This is a genomic window from Gammaproteobacteria bacterium (genome assembly GCA_009838035.1).
Lineage (GTDB): Bacteria > Pseudomonadota > Gammaproteobacteria > Steroidobacterales > Foliamicaceae > Foliamicus.
Genome location: VXSK01000012.1, coordinates 61844 through 85303, shown reverse-complemented (window position 1 = coordinate 85303; position 23460 = coordinate 61844). Strand labels below are relative to the sequence as shown.

Sequence of the window (23460 nt, the reverse complement as noted above, 5' to 3'; positions counted from 1 at the left end):
TCGAATCAAATACAAGGATTTGGTGTCAGGAGTGGACGGTCGGTCGAATCGAACCTTATAGCGCATTCTTTCTGAATTGCGATAAGATAGCAGCTTGCAAACAAATTCCGAGTCCCGCTTGGTCGGGTTACTCGCTGAATACAACAGTCTTGTTTGGCGGGAACTAGCTATTCTCGCTTGGACGAACAAGCGAGGACATTCTTCCTTGGAATTTGTTTGCAATGGCTCGACGCCTATGTGTCGGTTTTGTGAACAAGAGGAGGAATGATTGATGAATGTTCGAATAGCAGCGATGATTGTCGTTTTGTGGCCCTTGGTTTCTTGGGGTCAGGCTGGTAAACCGACTGTCGCCATTGAGCAGATCGCCACGGCTGCTCAAAACATATCGTGCGAAGGGTGGGATCGATCATCCTATGATTGCAACGCCGATCTATCCGAAGGCTTCCGCGTTATGCTGGAAACCGCCATCATCAAGACTGGAAAGATGGACGTTATGGAACGACGATCCCTCGAACTCCTGCTACAAGAACAAGGTTTGGGCGCGACTGGATTGAGTGATGCTGGTGGAGATATAGGGGGACTGATCGGCGTGGATTATCTCGTATATGGAACCATTACCAGATTTGGTCAGTTACAAGGCGGGTTCTCATTTGGAGGTATTCAGAGTAAAGAACTCTCTGTGTCTATGGGTATTGACCTAAAAGTGACTGATGTCTCTACAGGCCTTATCTTGATTGCTGATGAAATTGCGGAGACAGTTCAAGTGGGATCATCTTTCTCCTTCGGCGATGTAACTCAAGCTCAGACTAGAGCCGATCCTTTCGCAGAAGTTCAACGAGTGGTATCTAACCATATAGCTGAAGCCATAGTAACGACACGGATCCCCGTTAAGGTTATTGCGGTTCAGTCAAACGGGACACTGGTATTGAACTACGGTGATGTGTTATTCAGTCCAGGCGATCAATTGGCGGCATTCGTAGTTGGCGAGACATTTGTTGATCCTGATACGGGCGAAGTTCTTGGAGCCGACGAAACTCCAATAGGCACAGTGGAAATCAGTTCGGCCGAAGCTAGAATGTCTCGGGCATCTATTCTGGACGGCGACCCGTCAGCATTTCAGGTCGGCGTGACATTGAAGCGAGTGGTTGATGAGGATGACAAAGGGAACAAGAGAAAACGAAATCGATCAGGCCGTGATTGGTAAACGGTATACTGGTAATGACTGATAAATCCAAGACGACAAAAAAATTCCTCTCAGACAACGAGGGGAACCCATCGTCAATGCGTCTAATGTCTATGCTGTCCTTGATCGTCGCGGCAGGTTTAGCGTTGATTGAAGTAATGGGGTGGGGCGAATGTAAAGGCAATACGGAATTGGTTGCGTTCTTCGTATTGGGGGCTTTCGCTCCCAAAGCTATTCAGAAATTCGCAGAGAGGAAATAGTGACAATTAGAGTATGCGGGGAATCAGCAGAAAGGCGTAAATCCCTCCTATGGTTAGAATTGTATAAATCCCGTTCTTGATAGCAGTGGCAATTTCTTTGTCCATATAGGTATTTATGAATTTGAAAATTTTGAAAATCGCCGAGGTTATAAATATTGATAGTGGCTTCATCGGCGCTGAGAAAGTATAGACAGTACTCCTCAGTTGAATTTCCATAGATATTTACAAATACAGAACCCCCGCGAGAGGCCACTGTATATTATTTATAAAAAACAGGTCTATGTTGGATTAGTCGTTTGTGTAGTTAGGTGGGTAAGCCCCCATAATAAGGCAATTCAAGGCACTTTGCGGTAGTGGGTCTATATGAAGCTATAACGCACCGTATGGGATTAATAGAGACTTAAAACTCCCTCAATATTGAGGATGAACAGGAAATGCCTGGACACCTCAGATCGATCTCTTCACGGGTGATGGCCACCGCGCGCGGCCGCATTGGCCAAAAATAGACTTGTCGTTTACCCATAGCCTTGGGTAAGGAACTTTGTCGAGTAGTTTTCGATGTTTACTCGAGGGCGATCCGGAAGCCGAAGAGGACGCCGTGGAGGTGTATGAAGATGATTGATCAACGCACAAGCGTGGAGAACTTGTTCAGCGCTGTGCGGGGGATGGCGCTGGCGGAAAACACTCGAAAGGCGTATCGCAAAGGGTGGGCATGTTTTGCAGAGTACTGTCGACGTGCGGGAATTGCCGATCCGTTGACGGTCTCGCCGGAAACGGTGGCCAGTTTCCTGATATCACTGACAACGCAGGGCAGTCCCAAGAGTGGGCAGATTTTGTCGATGGGAACGGTGACGCTTTACGCCAGCGCGATTACCAAGCGGTACGTTAGCGCAGGGCTGTCATCACCCACGCGTCACCCAACTGTAACGGCAACGCTCAAGGGTTTGGCGAGATTAAAGGGAACAGCGCCGCGCCAGGTCATGGCGCTGCGCGAGAACCATATCGAGGCGATGCTCGCTCAGTGTCCCGATACTGCTATCGGATGTCGCGACGCGGCGATTCTTGCGCTTGGTTTCGCAGCCGCCCTGCGGCGCTCCGAAATCTGCGCATTGCGTGTGTCCGACATCAACATTGTTGAGCCTGGGCAGGGAGCCCCGAGGCGTATGCTTCTGACCATTCGGAGGTCCAAGACCGATCAGACCGGAAAAGGACACAGGATTGCGGTTCCGGAAGGCAAGGTCATACGCCCCATTCAGCGCCTGAAGACCTGGCTGCTGAAATCGAATATCAGGCGCGGTCCGCTGTTCCAGTCAATGAAGCGGGGCGGTTACATACAGGGCAAACCCCTTCATCATTCCGACATTCCCCGTCTGCTCAAACACTATGCCGCGGGCATCGGGCTGGACCCCGAAAGTGTGTCCGGGCATTCTCTTCGAGCCGGTTTCGTGACCAGCGCGGTAGCCCATCATGCTCGTCTGGACAAGATCATGGAAGTCACGCGGCACCGCAATCCCGCATCGGTAATGAAATACGTTCGGGATGCGAATTCTTTCGAAGACCATGCCGGCGAAAACTTTCTATAGATACTAGTTAACGAAAGCAATCGTTTTGCAGCGGGGGTGACTGTTGCTTCGGAATGCGCCAGAACGGCGATTCAGCCTTATTTCCTGCATTTGGGGGCTTTGCTTGTGATAAAGTTCCTTACCTAAAGGTTACGGGGAAACACTGGAGTTTACCCGTTTCCATTTATGCGACCGCACGGTGTGGGTGCCACACCCGCCCGCGCAATCACCAGTGAGGGGACAAAGATGAAACCTGAGAACAATGCTCTGGAAAGAGCAGTGCGTTCGGTACTTTTCACCGGCGCAATAACGGCCTTCGCCGTCTCGCCCATGGCCATGGCCCAGGAAGAGGGCGACGAAGACGAGGACCAATTGGAACTAGGCCAACAGGTCGTCACCGGATCGCGAATCAAGCGCATAGACCTTGAGGAAGCCCGGCCCGTAGTCGTCATCACGCGCGAGGAGATCGAACTGAGCGGCCAGGAATCGGTGGCGGATGTGCTCCGCAACAGCCCGGTCAATACGTTCGGCTCGTCGCGGGAAGTGTCCGGCAACTCGTTCATCGGACAGGCGACCATAGACCTGTTCGGCATCGGGTCCACCCGCACTCTTGTGCTGCTGGACGGCCGACGCTCGCCGCGCTCTCCGGTCACGGCCAACCAGGCCAATGACCTCAACATCATTCCGCTTTCCGCGGTGGACCGTATCGAGGTCCTGACCGACAGCGCTTCGGCGATCTACGGCTCGGACGCGATCGGCGGTGTGATCAACGTCATCCTGCGAAAGGACTTTGACGGCCTCGAAGTGGGCACGTCGCTGCAGCGCCCCACGCGTGAGGGGGCGGATTCGGACGCTGGCGTGATCACGATCGGTGGCAGCACCAATCGCGGCCGTTTCCTGTTCACCGCCGACTTCCGTAACAAGACGCACATCGCATCACAGGACCGCTTCTACTCCAAGGGAGACAACGGGTACGACGCCGGTGCGGCGGATTATCCCGGCGCGCCTTTCGAGGCCACCTGGTATGCGTGGGAGAACACGGACAACCTCAGTTCCTGGGGCAACACGATCTGGCCCTTTTTCCTGTCGCCGCCGAACTGCGAGCAGGTGGTGGGCCCGGACGGCGGTCGCCTGCTGGCCGGTCCGTACATCGCCGCCAGCGGCCAGGAACGATGCGGTTTCGATTACACGGCGTTTTCCTGGGAAACGGCGGACCTCAAGCGGACCAGCGCATTTCTGCACGCGGACTATGAGTTGAACCCGGACCACGCCGTGCGCCTGCAATCGATGTTCAGCACCATAAACACCCACGGACGCTATGCGCCGGCGGTCGGCTTCTTCGCCATTCCGGTCAGGGCCATCGAGGGTCTGAAGGAGGGATTCGATTTCGACATGCCATATTCCCACCTGCGGCTTCCGTGGGACCCGAGCACGGCCTACTTCCTCGGCCATCGCTTCGTGGGCCTGGGCAACCGGGACTTCAAGGCAACGAACACTCTGTTCGAGAACGCGGCTCTGGCGTATGGAACGGTTGGCATGTTCGATTACGAATTCGAAGTGCGCCACACCCGCTACGACGGCCGCGAGGACAGTTGCTGCTACGCGAAAGCGTTTACCGCTTCCGAATACGTGGCGCAAGGCTTATATAACCCCTTTGATCCGTTGAGCCCCCTTAACGCCGACGCGTACGACGCCATTACCTCAAATGCAAATCGTGATATTCGTGCGGACTTACGCACCTACAGCGGCCACGTCGGCTTCGACTTCCTCAATGCCCCGGGCGGCCCGATAGGCTGGGCCGTCGGCTTCGAATACATCGACGAGATGTTCTACGACATCTACGATCCGTTGAGCGCCGGCGGCGATCTGATCGGCAGCGCCGGCAACAGCGGCGAAGGCGAGCGGGTCGTGAAAGCCGCTTTTGCGGAAGCCTATATCCCTGTGTGGAGCAACCTGGAAGTCAGCGCGGCGGCGCGCTACGACAGCTACGACGATTCCGCCGGCAACGAAACCAGCCTCTATCTATCGGCGCGCTATCAGCCCACGGACTGGCTGCTGTTCCGCGCCTCCTGGGGCGAAGGCTTCCGGGCAGCCAATATGAACAACCTGTATGGCGCCCGGAGTTTCAGCGCGGAAGGCGGCACCGACCTGGTTCAGTGCCAGCGCACCGGTGTGTCGGCGGAGAATTGCGTGGAAGAGCAATATCCCACGTTTACTGGCGGCAATCCCCTGCTGGCGCCGGAGTTGTCTGACAGCTACAACGTCGGCTTCGTCGTGGATTGGGAACCGTTTTCCGTCAGCTTGGATTACTGGAGCCGCGATATCGAAGACGGCATCGGTTTGGCGAGCCTGCAAGGACTGATCGAATCGGAACTGCTGGGTCAATGCCAGGCGACGGGAGAGATCGTGAGCACGATCGACACTGGAGCGCGGGCGGAGATAATCGAGTGCTCGCCGGGCAACGTACTGAAACGCGAACCGACCACCGGCATACTTCTGGAAGCCGAAGCAGGTTGGGGCAACACCTTCAAGCAGGAAATCGGCGGCTTGACCGTGCAACTCCAATACGATCTCGAAACGGCGACGGCGGGTGATTTCACGTTCGGCCTTTTCGGAGTCCGCTCGCTGCGCTATCGCAGCATTTCGCGCACGGCCACGAACTGGAGCTCCAGCCTGGGTGAGGGCGTGGGTGACAGCGCCAGGCCCAAGTACCAGGCCCAGGGCCTGCTGCGCTGGAATTACACCGACCACACGGTTTCGGTGTATGCGCGCCACATCGCCGGCTACATTCGCCCCGAGGCCGGATTCTCGGCGCCCTCGCACACGGAGTTCGACCTGGTTTATCGCTGGACCACGCCTTGGGACGGCCGCATCACGGTGGGCGTGCTGAATGCCACCGACGAGGATCCGGAGATCGACAGCTTCGCATCCCCGCGTCCTGCGGTGTATGACCTGTACAGCCTGGACGGGCGCGTGCCGTACGTGAGCTACCGCCACTTCTTCTGATCGAAATACGGATCGGTTGCCGCTTCCAAACCGGTAACCGATCCGTTACAATCTAACGGGCCGCCGGCACCCCCCGCGCCGGCGGCCTTTCTTTTTCCGCCGAAGGGATTCTTCGGACAGGCCCGGCGCAAGGAGCGGCGCTCATCGGGCGGGCAAAGGCGTTAGAATCACGAAAACAAATGAAAGGCGCCGGAGCGCGCGCCGACGACAAGACTACACACGGGAGCGGATCATGAAGGCAACAATCAGAAACAGCCTGTTCCTGGCAATTTCCCTGCTCGCAATCGGGGCCCAGGCGCAACAGGCCAAACAGTATTCGGTCAGCGATTTCTTCAAGAATTCGGATTTCGCCGCGCTGCAGCTATCGCCGAACGGCGATTGGATGGCGGCGATCGGTCCCTACGACGGTCGCCGCAACCTGTTTACGATGCGTCTGTCGGACCGTAAGGCTGCTCGGCTAACGAGCCTGACCAGCAAGGGCAGAGAGCAGGACAACAGGGACATCGCCTTTTTCTACTGGGCCAATAACGAACGCCTGATTTTCGGCCTGGATGCGGACGGCAACGAGTCGTTTTCGCTGTACGCCGTCAACCGCGACGGCACCGAGCAGCGGGAACTGTTCAGGGGCAACAGGGGCATCGTGCTGCTTCCGACCTACACCCGGCTGCTCGACCGGCTTCGTGACGATCCGGACCATATCCTGGTAACCAACAACGAACGCAGCAAGTTCTATCCCGACGTATACCGCCTGAACATCCACAACGCGAGAATGACCCGGGTAGAGACCAACCCGGGTTACTTCCTGGGCTGGATGACGGACTGGGACGGGAACGTCCGGTTTGCGGTAGGGCACCCGGACAGCCGGGGGCGGGCGCTGGAGGATGGCGAATTGCTGCGCCAGTTGTCCTACTACCGGCCTGCGCCGGATGCCGAATGGCAGGAGGTGTACGCCACGCATGAATTCGACGGCCCGGTTTTCCGGCCGGTGGCGTTTGCCGCCGACAACAAGTCCATCTACGTGGCCACGAACGAGGGTCGCGACACTACGGCCCTGTACGCCTTCGACCCCGAAACCGGTCAACTGGGCGAGTTGATCGTGGCCGATGACCGCGCCGATATCGGGGCGGGCCTCGTGATCTCGCCGAAGGATCGTCGCCCGCTATGGGTTTCCTGGCAGTACGAATTGCCGGAAAAGGTCATGCTGGACGAGGAATTCGCCGCGCTACAGGCCACGATCGACGGGGCCTTTCCGGACCATGTGAACCAAATCGCCAGCATGAGCGAGGACGAGGGCCGCATGCTGATCTACTCGGGAAACGATCGCGATCCTGGAACCTACTACCTGTACGACAAGGCGGCCGGAACGATCGAGTACTTTGCCGAGCCACGCAGCTGGATCGACCCGCAAGACATGAGCGCCATGACGCCCATACGCTATGAGGCGAGAGACGGCGAGAAGATTCACGGCTACCTCACGGTGCCGCCGGGATCCGACGGCGAGAACCTGCCGTTGATCATCAATCCCCACGGCGGCCCGTACGGAGTTCGGGATCGCTGGGGTTACCGCACGGAGACCCAGTTCCTGGCCAATCGGGGCTATGCCGTGATGCAGATCAATTACCGGGGGTCCGGAGGCTACGGCCAGCGCTTCATGGATATCGCCTGGCAGAAGTGGGGCCTGGAAATGCAGGACGACATCACCGACGGCGTGCTGTGGGCGATCGAACAGGGCATCGCCGACCCGGACCGAATCTGCATCTACGGCGCCAGCTACGGCGGTTACGCCACTATGGCCGGCATTACCAAGACGCCGGAACTGTACCGCTGCGCGGTCAACTACGTGGGTGTGGTGGACATCCTTGCGCTGCTTGATTACCACCACAAGTTTCGCGAAGGCGACTACCTTCAGGCCTGGGGCAAGCGCGCCATCGGCGACCGGAGGGCCGACCGCGAACGTCTGCTGGCGACATCGCCCATCAATCACCTGGACAAGGTCAAGGTGCCGCTGTACGTGATCCATGGCAAGCGGGATCCAAGGGTGCCGCATGACACTCAGTACATCCCCCTGATACGCAAGCTGAGGGGCACGGAAATCGAATACAAGACCATGGTCAAGAACAGGGAGGGTCACGGCTTTCAGAAGGAAGGCAACCGGGTCGGACTTTACTCGGAGCTGGAGCAGTTCTTCGCCGAACATATCGGCGGGCGAACTTCGTCCCTGGCCAGCGCCGGGGCCCGATAAGCCCAACTCCGGGCGGCGTTGAAGCCAGCCCGTAAAATGCGTGCTTTTTTAGGAAAGCCGGGCGAGTGGACGCGGAGAAATTACGGCGGCTGCGCGAGAGGTACGCACAGCCGGACGGAGACCTGAAGGCGGACGTTCCGTTTAGGGAGACGCTCAAACAGTTCGCCGACAGCGATCTGTACCAGAAGAAGCCGTACGCCGACCCCCCGACCCTTCTGGACTTTCCCTACCGCGAGGACTGGGAAGGTCTGGACACCGTTCTGGTCGGCGTGCCCATGGACCTGGGCGTGACCAACCGCCCGGGCGCGCGCTTCGGCCCCCGCGCGCTACGGGCTATCGAGCGCGTCGGCCCGTACCACCACACTCACGACGTCATTCCGTCAAATGCGTTGCGGTGCGCCGATATCGGCGACGTGCCGTTCCGCTCGCGCTTCAGCCTCGAGAAGAGCATCGAGGACATAGAAGCCTTCTACGGGAAGATTGCGGCTGCCGGCCTCAAGCCGATCTCCGCCGGCGGCGATCACTCCATCACCTACCCTATCATGAAGGCGCTGGGCGCCGAAACACCGCTGGGCATGGTGCACATCGATGCCCATTGCGACACCGCCGGCCCCTACGACGACGAGAAATTTCACCACGGCGGCCCCTTCCGCCTGGCTGTGCTGGACGGGGTGCTGGATCCCGACCGCTGCGTTCAGATCGGCATTCGCGGCAGCGCCGAACTGGCCTGGGCCTTCAGCTACGATTCGGGAATGACCGTGATCCACATGGACGCTTTTCACGACATGGGGCTGCCGGCCGTGATATCGCTCTGCCGCGAGAAGGTTGCGGGCGGACCCGTGTACGTGAGCGTCGACGTGGATGGAATCGATCCTGCCTATACCCCCGGAACGGGCACTCCCGAAGTCGGAGGGCTGACGCCCCTGGAAGCGCAACGCATTCTGCGCGGTCTTGCCGGGCTGCCCATCGTGGGCGGCGATCTGGTGGAGGTGGCGCCGCAGTATGATCCTTCAGCGAATACCGCCCACGTGGGCGCCACGATGATGTTCGAGATCCTCGGCCTGCTGGCCGACCTCAAGGCGAAGAGCGATTGATGACCGGCTCCCGGTCCACCCAAGGCAACTACAAGAGTCTCCTCGACGGCACGATTTCGCGGCGGCAGTTCGGCAAGGCGCTGGCGGCAATCGGCTTTTCCGGCGCGGCGGCGGAGTCGCTGACGCGGATGATTTCCGAGGCCGACGCCCAGACCCTGCCGCAGGAAAGAGGCGCGAGCGTCGAGGGAACGGGCGCCGAGATACTCGTGGAAGCGTTGCTGGCGGCGGGCGTGGAGTACCTGTTCGCGACCACCGCGACAGGCATGACCGCGATCTTCGACGCGCTGGCCTCGCGGCCGCAACTGAAGTTCCTGCTGACCCTGCAGGAAGGTCAGGCAACGGCGATGGCGCACGGCTACGAACTGACCAGCGGCCGCACTGCGGTCCTGCTGGTGCCCGGCGTCGCGGTTCCGTCGGCGATGAACAACCTCTACAACGCCTGGAAGGACCGCTCCGCGATCGTGGCGATTTCCGATTCGGCCCAGACCACCTTCGGAGGCCGCAACCAGTTCCAGCAGATGGACGACTGGCTGGAGCCGCTGCAGCAGTTCACCAAGTGGCGCTGGCAGATCAATCGGCCGGAGCGGATCAGCGAGTTCACCCGGCGCGCGATCAAGATGGCGGGAACTCCGCCGGGCGGCCCCGTGCACCTGCGCATCCCGATCAATGTCCTGGGCGAGCCCAGGCTGAAGCAGACCGTCTATCCCCAGCAGTTGTTCCGGGTTGACGTCAATCTGCCGCCGAAACCCGAGCTGCTCGAGTCGGCGGCGCGGGCCCTGCTGGAGTCGAGCGCGCCGTTCATCAACGTCGGACACGAAGTCACGCGCAGCGGCGCGGTGGGCGACGTGGTGCGGCTTGCGGAGACGCTGGGCGCGCGGGTCAGCCAGGGCTATTCGGTGTATGGCGACTTTCCCTTCAAGCACCCTTTGTGGGCGGGGTTCTACGGTCTGGGCGCCCCGAAGAACCTGGGTCAGAGCGATGTCTTTCTGAACCTGGGCACGGAAATGCCCGGCCCCGGGATCCTCGCGCCTTCGCCGCCAAGGAAGGCGACCGTCATTCACGCGCGCATGGAATACGAAGACATCGGCAACTTCCAGCCGACCGATATCGCCCTGGCCGGCGGCATCCGGGAAATCACCACCGCGCTGATCGACGCCATCGAGGGGATGGCTACCCGCGATCGGCTTGCGAAGCTTAGCCAGCCCCGGATGGATGCCGCCCGCGAGGAATTCGCAAAACGCCTGGAACACCAGCGCAGGACCGCCGAAGAAGACTGGAACGCAGCGCCCATCAGTTGGGCGCGCATGGCCTGGGAACTCGACCGGCACCTGGCCGAGGACGCGATCGTCGTCTCCGAACTCGACAACCGGCTGCCGTACCACTGGATGGACTTTGCGCCCGGGAAGAAGCGCCTGATCGGTCAGACCACCGGCTTCGCGCTGGGCTGGGGCGTGGGCGCCGCGCTGGGCGTCAAGGTGGCGCAGCCGGACCGGCAGGTCGTATGCCTGGTCGGCGACGGGGCCTTTCTGTTCGGTCAGACGGAAGCGCTCTGGGCGGCCGCGCGCCACGACATTCCGATCACCATCGTGGTGTTCAACAACGAGTCCTACGACGGCGAGCGGGAACGCATCTACTGGTTCTCGCCGTTGGCCCGAAATCGCGAGACCCGCGATCAATGGAAGGACATCAGCTGTTATCTCGGCGATCCGCTGGTCGATTTCGCCGCCGTTTCACGGGCATTTGGAGTAGAGGCCGAAACCGTGCTGGAGCCGGCCGGAATGGAAGCCGCCCTGGAACGGGCGCAACTCGTCAACAGGGACGGTGGCGCCTACCTGATCGACGCCCGGATCATGCAGCAGGGCCATGGCGCCAATTCCACCTGGCACCCCGACATCTCCATCGCCCGCAACCGCAAACGCCTGATCTGACTTCCGTATTGCCGTAGCCCCTTTGTGTGCCTCCCTCGTGCGGGAGCGTTGGAGCAAGGACAGCGAGAATCGAGCCAGGATGGCGCCTCCCGCACGAGGGAGGCACACAAAGGGGCGGAAACGAAGCGAAAAACTACGGGAGTCGGGAGAGCAGAGACTGGAGTTCGTCGAGATTCTTGTAGCGCACTTCCAGGCGCCCGCCGCGCTTGCCGTGGCGTATGCGCACGGGGGCGCCCCAACGCTCGCTCAGGTCGCGCTCCAGGCCGACGACATTGGGGTCACGCGGCGCTGGTGCCGTCGCCGGCCGGCTTTCCGCTTGCGCCAGGCGTTCCGCGTCGCGAACGGTCAGTCCTTTCTCGGCGATCAGGCGCGCCAGCGCAGCCTGCCGGGCCGGGTTCGTTACGGCCAGCAGGGCGCGACCGTGACCCATGTCCAGCTTGCGCTCCGCCAGCAGATTTTGGGCCACATCTCCCAGTTCGAGCAGCCTGAGGTGGTTGCTGACCGCGGCGCGCGACATGCCGATCGATCGGCCCACCTCCTTGTGGGTGCCGCCGGAAATTTCCAGGATCGCTCGCAGAGCGCGGGCCAGTTCCATGGCGCTCAGGTCCTCCCGCTGAACGTTCTCTACCAAGGCGGCGAGCGCGGCCTCGGCGTCGGACAATGACCGGACGACGGCGGGCACGCTTTCCAGGCCGGCATGCTGGGCCGCCCGCCAGCGGCGTTCGCCGGCGACAATCTCGTACCGGGCCTGCGAAGCGACTTCTCCATCGACAGGTCGCACGAGCACAGGCTGTACGACTCCCTGAGCCCCAATCGATTCCGCCAATTCTGCGATGCCCTCCGGATCCATCGCCTGCCGGGGCTGGAATCGTCCCGGCCGCAGGAGGTCGAGAGGAAGTTCCTGAAGCGCGTTTGAGGGAGGCGCCGTTTCGCGGGCGGGCCCCAGCAAAGCCTCGAGTCCGCGCCCCAATCCCCGGTTGGGAGCGGCCATTATTCGGCAAGCCCGCGGCGAATCATTTCGCCGGCCAGGGCGGCGTACGCCAGCGCGCCGCTGGAGAGCCGGTCATGCTGCAGGACGGACAAACCGAAGCCGGGCGCCTCGGCCAGGCGCACGTTGCGCGGAATGATCGTGCGGAACAGTTCGTTCGGAAAATGCTTCTGCAATTGCTCGGAAACGTCCCGGGCCAACCGCGTTCGGCCGTCGTACATGGTGCGGATTATGCCGCTTATCTCCAGGTCGGGATTGGAGCGCGCGCACAGCCCTTCGATCACGCCCACCAGCGACGACAGACCTTCCAGCGCAAAATACTCGCACTGGATGGGCACCAGCACGCCTTCGGCGGCCACCAGGGCGTTCAGCGTGAGGATGTTCAGGCTCGGCGGACAATCGAGCAGGATCGTCTGATAGCTCGACGCCACTTCGATCAAAGCCCCGCGCATCTGGAGCTCCCTGCCTTGCTCCACTTCGAGCAGCTCGACTTCGGCGGCCGTCAGCCCTGCGGTTGCCGGCAACAGGTCGAACCCGGCCGATTCGATCCTGATCACGCTCTCCGACGCCCGCGCCCGACCCATCAGAAGCCCGTAAACGGATTCTCCGATGTCGTCGCGGCCCACGCCGCAGCCGGTGGTGGCGTTGGCTTGCGGGTCGAGATCGACCAGCAACACCTTGCGGTCCATTTGCGCAAGGCAGGCGGCCAGGTTGATGGCCGTCGTGGTCTTGCCCACGCCGCCCTTGCGGTTGGCGATTGCGAAAGTACGCTTCACGAGTCCGCCCCCGTTTCCGCCGCTTCCGAAGCGCATGTAAACACGGCCACGTGCCGCTGCGCATCCAGACCCGGCACGTTGATCGGTGCGCACGATCGGCAATGAACATCCGGCAACGCGAGCAATTGCCGGTTCGATGGACGGCGGCCGAGCATGGCGACCAGCGTTGATCCCCGGCGCAACAGGTGAGCGGTCATAGCTACGAGTTTCGGCAGCGGCGCCAATGCCCTCGCCACGATCGCGCAAGGCGGCTCCTTGGGCCGGTAGTGCTCCAGGCGCTCGCGTACGATGCGCACATTGGGAAGATCAAGTTCCGAGCAGGCGTGACGAAGAAACGCCGCTTTCCGGGCGGCCGAGTCCAGCAGCACCCACCCGCTTTCCGGGCGCAGCAGCGCAAGCACGAGGCCGGGCAGCCCCGCTCCGCTGCCCGCGTCCAGCTTCGGCCCGGGGGGCAGAAAGGGCAGCACCGCCGCGCTGTCCAGCACATGGCGCACCACCAGTTCGTCGCGGGTCGCGCGCGCCGTCAGTCGCGACGCGCGGTTCCAGCGTGTCAGCATGTCCAGATACGCGTTCAGCCGATCGATGTCGCCGGCTGCGGCGGACAGGCCCAGTCGGGCAAGTCCTGACGCCAGCCGTTCGCTTGTATCGGCTTCGGCGGGAAACGCGGCGCCCGCTGGCACGCGCATTCATGCACGCCGTGCGGCGATTTCTTCGGCGCGGTGGCAGGCCACCATGCCTTGCGACAGCGTCCGCAGTTGCGGCGTTTCCTGCCTGCAGCGGTCGATCGCAAAATTGCAGCGGGCGGAGAAAGCGCATCCCGGCGGTGGGTTCAGCGGCGATGGCGGCTCCCCCTCGAGCAGCTCCCGTTTGCGGGACCGCTCGACCGCAGGGTCGGGAATCGGCGCCGCCTCGATGAGCGCCCGGGTGTAAGGGTGCATGGGCCGTGCGTACAGATGTTCGCTTTGTGCGACTTCCATCGCCCGGCCCAGGTACATCACGACCACCCGGTGGCTGATTTGCCGCACGACCGCGAGGTCGTGGGCGATGAAAATCAGCGCCAGGCCGAGCTCGTCCTGCAGTTCCATCAGCAGATCCACGATCTGGGCGCGAATGGACACGTCGAGCGCGCTGACCGCCTCGTCGCAGATCACGACCGCCGGTCCCGGCGCCAGCGCCCGGGCGATCCCGATACGCTGACACTGGCCACCGGAGAACTCGTGCGGATATCGGTCAAGCTGCCCGTCCGCCAGGCCCACGCGATTCAGAATCCGGACCACTCGCTCGTCGCGCTCGGTCCTGGACAGGTCGGGCCGGCAGGCGCCCAGCGGTTCGCCCACGATCTGACGGGCGGTCATGCGCGGGTTCAGTGAAGCCAGGGGGTCCTGAAAGATCATTTGCATATTGCGGCGGGCGGCCATCCAGGTCTTTTTGTCGGCGTCCTGAAGGTCGCCGCCCAGCAGTGTCACGCGCCCGGCGCTGGGTGGAACCAGCCCGATGACAGCCCGCGCCAGAGACGATTTGCCGCAGCCGGACTCGCCCACCACGCCCAGCGTTTCTCCGGGCGAGATCGTGAAGGTTCCAGTCGTTACCGCCTGAAGCTTCGGCCGGGGAGCGAAAAGCCGGGGGCGATCCAGGGAATAAACAACATCCAGCCCCTCGACATCCAGGACCGGACCGGCGCCGGCAGCGCGCTTCCCGCGCGGCCGCGCGTCGCGGTCCAGCCGGGGCACAGCGGCCAGCAGGCGCTGTGTGTAGGGATGTTTCGGGTCGGCGTACACCCGGTCCACGCTGCCCCGTTCCTTGCATTCGCCGTCCTGCATGACCAGCACGTCGTCGCAGAAGCCGGCCACGATGCCGAGGTCGTGGGTGATGAAGATGATGGCGGCATTGAAATCGCGCCGCAGTTCCTGCATGAGCGTGAGAATCTGCGCCTGCACGGTGACGTCCAGCGCGGTTGTGGGCTCGTCGGCGATCAGAAGCGCCGGCGTGCACAACAGGGCCGTTGCAATCGTCACGCGCTGGCGCATGCCTCCCGACAGCTCATGCGGCCAGGAATGCAGGCGCTTGCCGGCGTCCGGGATCCGCACGGCTTCCAGCAATTCCCCGCAGCGCCTGAGCGCCTGCCGGCGGCTCATGCCTTCGTGCAATTCCAGCACCTGGGCCATCTGCACGCCGATCTTCAGGTAGGGGTTCAGCGACGTCATCGAGTCCTGGAAGATCATCGCGATGCGGTTTCCCCGAATCCCCCGCAGATCGCGGTCCGCCATGCCGATCAGTTCGCGCCCCTCGAAACGCGCGCTGCCGCTGCTGCGCCCGTTGTCCGCCAGCAGGCCCATGAGGCTCAGCACCGTCTGGCTCTTGCCCGAACCGGACTCGCCCACGATGCCCAGCGTCTTGCCCGCCTGAAGCCCGAAGTCGATTCCGCGCACGGCATGTACCGTGCCGTCGGGCGTCCCGAAATCGACTTTCAGGTCACGCACTTCGATCAGGGACATTCAGGCGCTCCTGTCGCGCGGGTCGAGCGCGTCCCGCAACCCGTCGCCGATGAAATTGCAGCAGAACAGGGTGGCGGCCAGGAAACCCGCGGGGAAGATCAGCGCCCAGGGTTCGTTCTCCATGGCCTTGGCCCCCTCGTTGACCAGCGCCCCCCAGGACGTCATGGGCTCCTGCACGCCCAGCCCCAGGAAGCTCAGAAAGGACTCCACCAGGATGACCTGCGGGATGGTGAGGGTCACGTACACCACCACCACGCCGAACAGGTTGGGCACGATATGCCGGCGAATGATCCGGGGCGTGGTCACGCCTGCGGCCTGGGCGGCCTCGACGAATTCCCGGCGCTTGATGCTGAGCGTCTGGCCGCGGACGATGCGCGCCATGTCCAGCCAGTTGATCGCGCCGATCGCCACGAAGATCAGCGCGATGTTCCTGCCGAACAGCACCATCAGCAGGATCACCAGGAACATGAACGGCATGGCGTAGAGAATGTCGACGATGCGCATCATGACCTGGTCGACGCGCCCGCCGAGATAGCCTGCGGTCGCCCCGTAGCTGATGCCGATCACGAGGCTCACCGCGGTCGCCACCAGACCCACCATCAGCGATATGCGCCCACCCACCAGCGTGCGCACGAAGAGGTCGCGCCCCAGATCGTCGGTGCCGAAGAAGTGCCAGCCTTCGAAACTGGGCGGCACCGACACATAGTCCCAATCCAGCTTGTCAAACGGCACCGGAGAAAGTTCCGGGCCGAATACGCACAGGACCGCCACCACGGCCAGGATGATCGCGGCGCTCATGGCCGCGCGGTTGCGCTTCAGGGCGCGCCACGCGTCGCTCCACAAGCCGCGCCCGGCGCCGGAAGCCTTCTGCAACGCCACGCGGTTGACACGAGTCTTTCTCATCTGTGTGGATGCCCCCGGACAGTCAGCTGCGCTGCCGGACCCTGGGGTCGAGGAAGCCGTAACAGATGTCCACGACGAAATTGAAGAGGATGATCAGTATTCCGTAGAAGACCACCACGCCCATCACCAACGTGTAGTCGCGGTTCAACGCGCCCTGCACGAAATGCCTGCCCAGCCCCGGCACGCCGAAGATCTGCTCGATCACGACCGAACCGGTGATGACCGCCGCCGTTGCCGGGCCGAGGTAGGAAAGCACGGGCAACAGGCCGGGCTTGAGCGCATGGCGAAGCAATATCGTCGATTGCGCCAGGCCCTGCGCCCGTGCCATGCGGATGAAATTGCTCCGCAGCACTTCGATCATGCTGCCGCGGGTCAGCCGGGCGATATAGGCGATCTGCGGCAGCGCCAGCGCCACCACCGGCATCACCATGTTCGGCAACCGTTCGAACAGGCTCTCCGACGGCCAGCCGCCCGCCGGAAGCCAGTCCAGGTGCACCGCGAAGACCAGGATCAGCAGCGGACCGATGACGAAATTGGGAATCGATATGCCGGTCATGCTGGCGGCCATTACCGCATGGTCGGAGGCCCGGTTCTGCCGCAAGGCGGCCCAGCCGCCCGCGGACACTCCAATCAGCAGCGCCAACAGCATTGCGCAGGCGCCGAGTTGCAACGATACGGGGAAGCCCTCCCGAATCAGTTCGGTCACGGTCCGGTCGGTGTACTGGAACGAGGGCCCGAAGTCGCCCTGGGCAAGACCGCTCAGATAGCGGCCCAGTTGCTGGATCAGCGGTTCGTCCAGGTGATAGGCCGCCCGGATCTTGGCCTCGATCTCCGGATGCAGGGTCTTCTCGGTATCGAAGGGTCCGCCCGGCGCGGCGCGGATCATGAAAAAAGCCAGCGCGATGAGGATCAGCAGCGTGGGAATCGCCGCGAACACGCGCCGCAAGGCGTATCGAAACATCAGCGCATCATACCCCGCTCAAGGCTGGAAGGACCGGTGTTTTCCCCCGCCCCCTCCTGGGCCGCATCAGCCTTCCGCTTCCAGCCAGCGCAGCCTCCGATTCAGCCGTCGGGGCAGCAGGGTCTCCATCAATACGACGCCGCTCGCGACGACGGCGAAGGTTCCGATCGCCCACGCAGGCCGGGGATAGGCGAAAGACGCATACGGCCCGATCAGGACGGACATCAGACTCAGGCCGACCATCTGGGCGCTCAACAGGCGCGTTTGCCGACTTTGCACCGGCCGCATCGTAAAGGGCAGCCGCGGCCACAGGTACTGGCTTGCCTGCATCAGGAATACGCCGAGAAGCCCAACCAGAACCACGTGCGCCAATGCATGCCAGACTGCCTCGAACAACCAGGCAAGACAGGCCGCCGCCAAAGCCAGGAAGGGCACAACGAAATACAGCGTCACGCAATGCCTTGCGTCGGCCGCCACACGCGCCCGGTTCACGGGTGTGGAGAAGAAAATCCAGCCGGCACGGTACGAGGTGCTCCAGTACAACTGTTCCAGCAGCATGGTCGGCGCCAGCAAAAGCGCGAAGTGAAAGCCGAACAACGGCCAGACGCTGCTGCCGGGAACAAATGGATCGACGCTGCCCGTGTTCCGCATGGCCAGGATGAAATAGAACGCGACCAGCGGAACCAGGCCGAAAACGCTCATTCGAAACTGGGTGTCGTGCCGGAACTGCCCGCGTATCAGTCCCGAGGCGACGCTGAGTCGGCCGAGCCCTTTCCGCTTGCCGGCTCGCCGACGGCGCTTCGATTGTCGATCTGTGTCCACGCTCACCGATTCATCAAGCTTTTGCGCGGATGCGAGCGAGAGCCGGTCACGGGAAGCCCATCCGAGCGCGACCGGCGCGCCCAGTGCCAGCGCCGCGCACAACCACTGCCCGGACCCGCCCGCGCCGCCGATGAGGCTGGCCAGGCCCGCGAACCAGGCGCTCGGCAAGGCCAGCCACCAGCCTTCCGGCGCAAGCCCCTCCATCGACCGCAGGTACGGAGTCAGCCTGTCCATGAACAGCACCGGAACGAGATAAATGGCGCCCAGGAACAGTTGCGAGTAGGACATGGCGCGACCCAGCCGGCTCGCGCCCACCTTCTCGATCAGCCAGGCATAAATGCCGATCAGCGCCAGCACGATCGACAGGAGCAGCAACGCCGCGGCCAACGCCAGTCCGATCGCGGCAAGCCAGCCGAACCGCACACCGCAAACCACGACGGACGGACCGACAATCAGGCCCGTGTTGATCCCCTGGTGGGCAAGAGTCACGGTCAGCCGCGCCAGCAGGTAGGTGCGGGGACTGACGGGCCGATGACCCAGAGCCCGGTAATCCATCGGCGAAATGGCCACGGCCTGAAAGTTGGCCAACAGCAGGAAGAACACCGCGATGGAGACAGTCGTGAGCGCGAAGAGGCCCAACGTAAACGGTCCGGGAGCAAACGCTGTCACCGCGCCCACATAGACGCCCACGATGCCCAGGAAAATTCCCGTCATCCAGGAGACAAACCGCGTGCGCTTCCCCTGTTGCGTCATCTGCTCGGTTGACAGCGAGGTGCGAAAGCCGACCTGGATCAGGACGCGCACCAGGGCCCGCCACTGCCGGTAATTGCCGCCCAGCGCGCCGATGACTCCAGGCGCCGGGTTCATTGCAGGGCCACCAGGAGTTCCCGTGCCACGGCCTCCGTATCGCGCACGCCGGTGAGTTGCACGAAGGCGTCCTCCAGCGTCTCGACGCCGTGTTCGGCGGCGATCTGCTCCGGTGCGCCACCGGCCACCTGCCGGCCTTCATGAATGATGACGACGCGGGTGCATACCCGCTCGATGACGTCGAGAATATGCGAACAGAAGAGAATGGCGCGCCCCTGATCCGCGAGCTCCCGCAACAGGGTCTTGACCACCAGCGCGGCATTGGGGTCCAGCCCGTTCAGCGGCTCATCGAGAAACAGCACCTGCGGATTGCTCAGCAGGGCCGCGCTGATCAGAACCTTCTGCTTCATCCCCTTTGAGAATCCGCTGATCAACCGGTCCCGCGCGTCGAGGATTCCGAACAGTTCCAGGAAACGGTCGGCCCGACGGTCGGCGTCTGCGCGGCGCATCCCGTACAGGCTGCCGATCATGCGCAGGAACTCCGCGGCGCTGAGCGATTCGTAGAGTGCCCCGCTTTCGGGAACATAGCCCAGGCATTGCTTTGCGGCGACCGGATCCTTGCTCACATCGATCCCGCAAATCCGCGCCCGCCCCGACGCCGGCTGAATCATGCCGGTCAGCATTTTCACCGTTGTGGTCTTGCCGGCCCCGTTGGGCCCCAAAAACCCCAGGATTTCGCCCGCCTCCACGCTCAAGTCCAGTCCATCGACGGCAAGCAGCTCGCCGTAGGACTTGCTCAGTCCCCTCGCTTCAATCATCGCGCCCAAGAGAAATCCTCCTTGTTGCCGTGGGCACCGCAATCCCTTTGTTGTTATTGGTCCGCTAGTGCTTAAGGATACTCAAGTGCCGTGCGTATATGTGATCCATGATATTACCTTCGTAGCCGTGCACCCAGGGCTTGACCATTCGCTTGGTGACGTAGAAGTACAGCGGCAGGATGGGCTGGTCCGCCAGCATCAGCCGCTCCGCATCCTGAAGGTATTCGGCCCGGCGCAGCACGTCCGGTTCCGCCGATGCGGAGGCCAGCAGCGCATCGTAGCGCGGATTGTCGTAGCCCGAGTCGTTCTGTTCGTTGCTCGATTCCAGCAATTGCGCGAAGGTATAGGCGTCTTCGTAGTCGCCGATCCAGCCGGCCCGGTAGATTTCCGTCTCCAGCTTGCTCTTGCGGGTTTCCAGGAAAACCTTCCATTCCTGGTTCGCAAGCGTGGCATCCATGCCCAGGACCTCCTTCCACATGCTCCGTAGCGCGATGGCGATTCGCTTGTGATTGTCGCTGGTGTTGTACAGGACTTCGACCGTGAGCGGATTCTCCTCGGAATAGCCCGCTTCGGCGTAGAGCCGTCTTGCCTCCGCCTCGCGCTGCTCCTGGGTCCAGCCGGCCTCTTCGGGTTCCTGCTGCGCATAACCGCGCACTGGCGGCACCCAGCTGTACGCGACCGGTTCGCCGGCGCCGCTCACGACCCGCGCAATGATGTCGCGGTCCACCGCCAGCGACAGCGCGCGTCTGAGCCCAGGCTGGTCCGCGAACGGCGGCCGCGTGGTATTGAAGCCGAAGTAGTACGTTCCAAGGTACGGCGTAACTCGGAATTCCTCGGCCAGGTTGGCGCGGATCCACTTGAGTTGCTTCTGCGGAATCGTGGCGGTGATGTCCAGCTCGTCCGCGCGGTAGCGTTTGAGTTCCGCGTCCTGGTTCTCGATCGCGTAGTAGTAGACCTCGTCGATGGTCGTGTTGGCGTTGTCCCAGTAGTGGGGATTGCGCTCGATGTGGATATGCGACTGCACGACCCAGTCCCTGAGCTGGTACGCGCCGTTGCCCACATGGGTCTCAACCCGCGACCAGTTGCTGCCGTACTGCTCCACCACTCCGCGATGCACGGCATAGCAGGTCGAGTGGGTAAGCAGTCCGAGCATGTACGGCGTGGGGGCGTTGAGGTGGATCACGAAGGTCCGCTCATCCACCGCCTCCACACCCAGCTCCTCCCGCGGAAGTTCGCCGGCGATGACTTGCCGCGCGTTGCGGATCGGCGCCAGCACACTGGAGTAGCGCGACAGCGTGTTCGGGTCCGCGCTGCGTCGCAGGCCGAACTCGAAGTCGAACGCGGTGACCGGATCGCCGTTGCTCCAGCGCCCGTCGGGCCGCATGATGAAGGTATAGGTCAGGCCGTCTTCGGATATCGTCCAGCTCTCGGCCGCCCCGGGAATCAGCTCGCCGTTCGGCGCTTCGCCGACCAGCCCCTCGAACAGGTCGCGCAATATATTCGAGGACGGGACTCCTTCGGCCCGGTGCGGGTCCAGCGTCTGGGGCTCGGTTCCGTTGCCGCGGTGGAGAACCTGCTCGTCCGCCAGCTCCAGCCCCGACTCGCCGCCGATCGGGCCGTAACTTACCGGTGTCTGTTCCGTTCCGCCGCCGCAGCCGCCGAGAAGCAGCGCCAGCGCGCCGGCCCCAATAAGGATTTTCACGCGCATTTGAGCTCCTGTTTCTTCAGGTGAACCAACAACTGGGACACCGCCGCGGGCGTCATACCCGAAATCCGCTCCGCCTGTCCGATGGTGGCCGGCCGGGCTTGCGAGAGTTTCTCGCGAACTTCATTGGACAGGCCCCGGACCACTCCGTAGTCCAGTTCCACGGGCAGCGCCGTGCCCCTCATCCGATGGTTGCGCCTGATTTCCGCCCCCTGGCGCTTGAGATAGCCGGCGTAGCGAACCTCGATCTCCACCGCCTCTTCGATCTGCCGGGCCAGCTCCGGCCACTCGCCCTTCGCCTCGGGGCGCGCGCCCACGGCGGGCAGGTCCGTCACGCGGCGGTAGTCCCAGTCCGGGCGTCGGAGCAGGTTCAGGGCGCTGCAGGCGCCGCCTGCGGCGGCCCCGGGATCCGGAGTCCTGCGCTGCGCAAGCCGCTCCCGTTCCTTCGCGATCGCCTCCTGCTTGAGGCAGAAGGCCTTCCACCGTTCCTCCCCGATCAGCCCGAGCCGCTTCCCTTCGGGCGTCAGGCGGGCGTCGGCATTGTCTTCACGCAGACGCAGACGGTACTCGGCGCGGCTGGTGAACATCCGATACGGCTCGGTAACGCCGCGGGTCACGAGGTCGTCGACCAGCACGCCCATGTAGGCCTCCTCGCGCCCGGGCGTGAAGCTCGGCTCGCCGCGCCCGGCCAGCACCGCGTTGACTCCGGCCAGCAGGCCCTGCGCGGCGGCCTCTTCGTAACCGGTGGTGCCGTTAATCTGTCCGGCAAAGTAGAGTCCCGCCACGGCCTGCGTCTGCAGGTCGGGGCCCAGTTCCCGCGGATCGAAATAGTCGTACTCAATCGCGTACCCGGGACTGGTCATGCGGGCCCGCTCGAATCCCGGAATCGTGGCCAGGAACTCAAGCTGGACGTCCGCCGGCAGGCTGGTGGATATGCCGTTGGGATAGACCTCGTCGGTGGTCAGCCCCTCCGGTTCAACGAAAATCTGGTGCGACTCGCGATCCGCGAAGCGCACGACCTTGTCCTCCAGCGAAGGACAATAGCGGGGCCCGACGCCCTCTATGGCGCCGCTGTACATCGGGGACTTGTCCAGCCTGGCCCGAACGATTTCGTGGGTGGCTTCGGTGGTGCGGGTAATGTGGCATTCCACCTGGCGCGGGTGGTGCTCAAGACGGCCCATGAACGAGAATACCGGACGCGGCCGGTCTCCCGGCTGTCTGCGCATGACCGAAAAATCGATGGTTCTTCCGTCCAGCCGGGGCGGCGTTCCGGTCTTGAGCCTCCCCACCGGCAGGTCCAGTGCCCGCAATCGCCCGGCAAGGCGGTTGGCCGGCAGGTCTCCGGCCCGGCCGGCGGCATGACGCTCGCTGCCCACGTGGATCTGTCCGCCCAGGAAGGTCCCGACCGTCAGCACCACGGCCCCGGCGCGGAACTCCAGTCCTGTGTGGGTCCTGACCCCGCCTATGCGGTGCCGATCGATTACCAGGTCGTCGACGCTGTCCTGGAACAGCGTCAGTCCGCGGGCCGACTCCAGCTCCGTCCGTATGGCCGCCTTGTACAGCAAGCGGTCGGCCTGCGCCCGGGTGGCGCGCACCGCCGGTCCCTTGCTGGCGTTGAGCCGGCGGAAATGGATGCCGGCGCGATCGGCCGCCGTCGCAATGGCCCCGCCAAGCGCGTCGATCTCGCGCGCCAGGTGGCCCTTCCCGACGCCGCCGATCGCCGGATTGCAGCTCATCTGCCCGAGCGTGTCCAGGCTGTGCGTAATCAGCAGAACGCGCGCTCCCATGCGTGAGCCGGCCAGCGCCGCCTCGGTGCCGGCGTGACCGCCACCCACAACGATTACATCAAATTCCGCCTGGCTCATCGATCCGCTTGTCCTTTCCCGCAAGGCGCACTCCAGCTCGAGGCC

The 23460-nt window shown here is 62.8% G+C and carries 17 protein-coding genes; 7 read left to right on the top strand and 10 right to left on the bottom strand.

Annotated features, from left to right (window positions below; genetic code table 11):
- The first annotated feature begins 271 nt into the window (after positions 1 to 271).
- From F4Y72_07315 to F4Y72_07285, 7 genes are all read left to right on the top strand, one after another.
- A complete protein-coding gene (locus F4Y72_07315; GenBank protein ID MXZ28102.1) occupies positions 272 to 1204 on the top strand; it encodes a hypothetical protein in 933 nt (310 codons plus the stop codon).
- A 14-nt stretch (positions 1205 to 1218) separates the two neighbouring features.
- Positions 1219 to 1443: a hypothetical protein gene (locus tag F4Y72_07310; GenBank protein MXZ28101.1), complete on the top strand. Its 225-nt coding sequence runs from the start codon at positions 1219 to 1221 to the stop codon at positions 1441 to 1443.
- A 608-nt stretch (positions 1444 to 2051) separates the two neighbouring features.
- Positions 2052 to 3026: a site-specific integrase gene (locus F4Y72_07305; protein ID MXZ28100.1), complete on the top strand. Its 975-nt coding sequence runs from the start codon at positions 2052 to 2054 to the stop codon at positions 3024 to 3026.
- A gap of 165 nt (positions 3027 to 3191) precedes the next feature.
- Positions 3192 to 6011 carry a TonB-dependent receptor gene (locus F4Y72_07300; protein ID MXZ28099.1) on the top strand — a complete coding sequence of 940 codons (2820 nt, stop codon included), beginning with the start codon at positions 3192 to 3194 and terminating at the stop codon, positions 6009 to 6011.
- A gap of 232 nt (positions 6012 to 6243) precedes the next feature.
- Complete coding sequence (locus tag F4Y72_07295; protein MXZ28098.1) at positions 6244 to 8253, top strand: S9 family peptidase; 2010 nt, start codon at positions 6244 to 6246, stop codon at positions 8251 to 8253.
- 65 nt (positions 8254 to 8318) lie between these two features.
- The gene (gene speB / locus F4Y72_07290) at positions 8319 to 9347 is read left to right on the top strand and encodes an agmatinase (GenBank protein ID MXZ28097.1); all 1029 of its coding nucleotides are present in this window, start codon (positions 8319 to 8321) and stop codon (positions 9345 to 9347) included.
- Complete coding sequence (locus F4Y72_07285) at positions 9347 to 11275, top strand: thiamine pyrophosphate-binding protein (GenBank protein ID MXZ28096.1); 1929 nt, start codon at positions 9347 to 9349, stop codon at positions 11273 to 11275. The genes speB and F4Y72_07285 overlap by 1 nt, the downstream gene beginning before the upstream one ends.
- Before the next feature lie 133 nt (positions 11276 to 11408).
- Here F4Y72_07285 and F4Y72_07280 read toward each other — a convergent pair whose 3' ends face one another.
- From F4Y72_07280 to mnmG, 10 genes are all read right to left on the bottom strand, one after another.
- Positions 11409 to 12266 carry a ParB/RepB/Spo0J family partition protein gene (locus F4Y72_07280; GenBank protein MXZ28095.1) on the bottom strand — a complete coding sequence of 286 codons (858 nt, stop codon included), beginning with the start codon at positions 12264 to 12266 and terminating at the stop codon, positions 11409 to 11411.
- A complete protein-coding gene (locus F4Y72_07275; GenBank protein ID MXZ28094.1) occupies positions 12266 to 13039 on the bottom strand; it encodes a ParA family protein in 774 nt (257 codons plus the stop codon). Before F4Y72_07275 ends, F4Y72_07280 begins: the two co-directional genes overlap by 1 nt.
- On the bottom strand, positions 13036 to 13725 hold the full coding sequence (rsmG, locus tag F4Y72_07270) for a 16S rRNA (guanine(527)-N(7))-methyltransferase RsmG (GenBank protein ID MXZ28093.1): 690 nt from the start codon (positions 13723 to 13725) through the stop codon (positions 13036 to 13038). Before rsmG ends, F4Y72_07275 begins: the two co-directional genes overlap by 4 nt.
- Positions 13726 to 15534 (bottom strand): ABC transporter ATP-binding protein, encoded by a 1809-nt coding sequence (locus F4Y72_07265; GenBank protein ID MXZ28092.1) that lies wholly within the window; start codon positions 15532 to 15534, stop codon positions 13726 to 13728.
- Positions 15535 to 16437, bottom strand: a complete 903-nt coding sequence (locus F4Y72_07260) for an ABC transporter permease subunit (GenBank protein MXZ28091.1) — start codon at positions 16435 to 16437, stop codon at positions 15535 to 15537.
- A 22-nt stretch (positions 16438 to 16459) separates the two neighbouring features.
- Positions 16460 to 17398, bottom strand: coding sequence for an oligopeptide ABC transporter permease OppB (gene oppB / locus F4Y72_07255; GenBank protein ID MXZ28090.1), 939 nt, complete (start codon positions 17396 to 17398; stop codon positions 16460 to 16462).
- Between the two features lie 66 nt (positions 17399 to 17464).
- Complete coding sequence (locus tag F4Y72_07250; GenBank protein ID MXZ28089.1) at positions 17465 to 19087, bottom strand: hypothetical protein; 1623 nt, start codon at positions 19085 to 19087, stop codon at positions 17465 to 17467.
- A complete protein-coding gene (locus tag F4Y72_07245; GenBank protein ID MXZ28088.1) occupies positions 19084 to 19845 on the bottom strand; it encodes an ABC transporter ATP-binding protein in 762 nt (253 codons plus the stop codon). The genes F4Y72_07250 and F4Y72_07245 overlap by 4 nt, the downstream gene beginning before the upstream one ends.
- Before the next feature lie 64 nt (positions 19846 to 19909).
- Complete coding sequence (locus F4Y72_07240; protein MXZ28087.1) at positions 19910 to 21553, bottom strand: peptide ABC transporter substrate-binding protein; 1644 nt, start codon at positions 21551 to 21553, stop codon at positions 19910 to 19912.
- A complete protein-coding gene (gene mnmG, locus F4Y72_07235) occupies positions 21544 to 23415 on the bottom strand; it encodes a tRNA uridine-5-carboxymethylaminomethyl(34) synthesis enzyme MnmG (protein MXZ28086.1) in 1872 nt (623 codons plus the stop codon). The genes F4Y72_07240 and mnmG overlap by 10 nt, the downstream gene beginning before the upstream one ends.
- Positions 23416 to 23460 lie beyond the last annotated feature (45 nt).